This window comes from Streptomyces sp. NRRL F-5135 (genome assembly GCF_000719775.1).
Lineage (GTDB): Bacteria > Actinomycetota > Actinomycetes > Streptomycetales > Streptomycetaceae > Streptomyces > Streptomyces hebeiensis.
Window position 1 is genome coordinate 1 of record NZ_JOHR01000045.1, and the last position, 2,246, is coordinate 2,246.

Genomic DNA, 2,246 nt, shown 5'->3' on the forward strand with positions numbered 1-2,246 from the left:
GGATTCCGGGCCGTTGGTGCTGAGTCGTGATGAGCTGACGCGTCGGGTGCGCCTGGTGGCTGGTCGGGGGCCGGTGCGGGGGTTGTCGGTCGAGCGGTGTCTGATACTGCTGCGGGGTCTGCGGGACGAGCTGTACCCGAATGGTGTGCGCCCGGCGGTCACGGTCGACGATTCGGTGATCGACCAGGGCTCGGCCGCGTCGTCGCTGGTGATGGGTCCGGGTTGGCGTGGGGTGCGGTCGTGGAGCGCGGTGGCGGGCGCGGTCGGCATGCGTGGGCGGCGTACAACCTGGGCGGGGCCGACGGTGTGGTGTGGGTCGATGTGTCGGCCGGTGCCGAGGGTGAGATATCGGCGGTTCCGCCGGCGGTGGCGGCGTCCGACGCGCGCACGCGGTACTCGACGCGCCGATGCGGAGTCCGTACGGTGCCCTCGGCCTGGAGGTCGAGAAGCGCCAGATGTTCGTCATCGAGGGGATGCAACGCGTTCCCTCGAAGCAGGTGCTGGCCGAGGCTCCCGGTTTCAAGATCGTGACTGATCACGCCGGACTCTGGCGGACCGCCGACGGACGGCTGCACCAGACGTACCCCAAGCCGAAAGAGGGAGAGCCGCAGCCGGTCCACACCTCGTATCTCATCGGCGAGATCGTCGTCGAGCCGATGACGGTGCTCCCGGGTGAGCGGAGGCAGGACCCGGAGCAGACGCTGGCGCGGCTGGAGAGGCTGACGCGGGCGCTGGATTCCAGGGATGAGCCCCAGAACGCCGCGCGGATAGCTCTCGCCGATCTTCTCCCCGCCGGGGACGGCTGGGAGACCACCGACCTGGGGGACAAGACCCAGGTAGGCCCGACTCCGGTCGGAACCAACCGTGCCTATGTGCAGCCCACTCCTGGGCTCCCCGCCCTCGGCCTGAGTGTGCTCATGGACGTGGCGGCGGACCGGCTGCCGGAAAGCCCCTTCGGGGCATTGGACTTGTCGGGCCGGGAATTCGGGATGAAGATCGTCGCGGAGTTCGTGCGTGGCTTCATCCGCCGGGCCGACGTGCCCGAGGTGGCCGTTCCTTTCCTCTCGGCCATCCCGGACATCGACGACATGTGGGGCTACCTGCGGTACAGCTACGCCCACACGGTGGCCAGGCCGGCCGGCACGATTCTCAACCAGGCCCCGTCTCCGTTCATGGCCAAGAACGCCCTGGCGGTGGCGTCCCGGCCCGCGCTGGACCGTGTCCTGCGGGCTCTGCGGCCCCGCACCCGGGACTTCCTCAACGAGCACCACGACGGCATCAGCGGAAATCTCGCCGGTGTGCTCGCCAAGTTGCTGGAGCTCTATCGGAAGGCCATCACGCCGGACAAGCCGTTCTTCCCGGGCTTCTTCGACGCGACCATCGGCGATGTGCCCTCTCCTCGTGAGCATGTGACCTCCGTGCTGACGGGGCGGACGTCCGAGGGCAAGGTCGTCACGCAGAAGCAGATGGTCGACATGGACGACGACCGGTTCCCGACCCTGGACACCGATGACGGCCGGCTGGAGATTCCGCTGGTCCTCGCGGAGCTGCGGCACTTCGCCTACGACGATGTGTTGTTGACGCCCGAGGAGATCCGGCGGGCCGTGGCCGAACTGTCGCGGCTGAGCCGGGAGGCGTACCAGCGGGCGCAGAGGTTCCCGGCTCCGCTGCCCGAGGACGTCCTCCGTGAATCCATCGTGCGGATCCTGGACAACAAGGTGGTCCGCGGCCTCGCGGCCTTCGTGCAAATGGTCCTGCTGGCGGGTCTGCCGCAGGCCGCCGGCGGCGTGCCCCGGCGGCTGATGTCCGTGGGCGACAGCCAGCGGGTCGCCGGTGCGCTGGGCGCCTATGCTCTGGGAACCCCGCTGCCCGACTCCGTGCACCAGGCGCTTCGGACGGCCGTCGAGGAGGCGGCCGGCCTTCTCGGCACCGTTCCTCCGACGCACCAGCCGCTGCTCCGGGGCATGGTCGAGGCGGCGCGGGGGGCCCTCGGCGTGCTGGCCGATCCCGCGCAGACGCCGCCGATGGTGAAGTGGGACGCGGAGCTCGTCGCGGTGGACGGGTCGCGGGTTCTGCTGGACCGGGTGCTGACGGTCGGGCACCGGGGCGCGGACGGGAAGCCTGTGGGCGTGTCGTCGCGTCCGGTTCAGGACTGGCAGGACGCGTGGCGGCATGCGTATGGCCTGCTGCCGGAGGTGTCCGGGTTCACGCATGTGCGGCGGGGGCCGGTGCCGTTGGAGGGCCCG

The 2,246-nt window shown here is 70.3% G+C and carries 1 protein-coding gene; it reads left to right on the top strand.

The features are described 5' to 3' along the window. Positions 1-407: 407 nt before the first annotated feature. Positions 408-2,246, top strand: a 1,839-nt coding sequence (locus IG02_RS37375; protein WP_199814141.1) for a hypothetical protein, incomplete at its 3' end; no start/stop codon positions are given.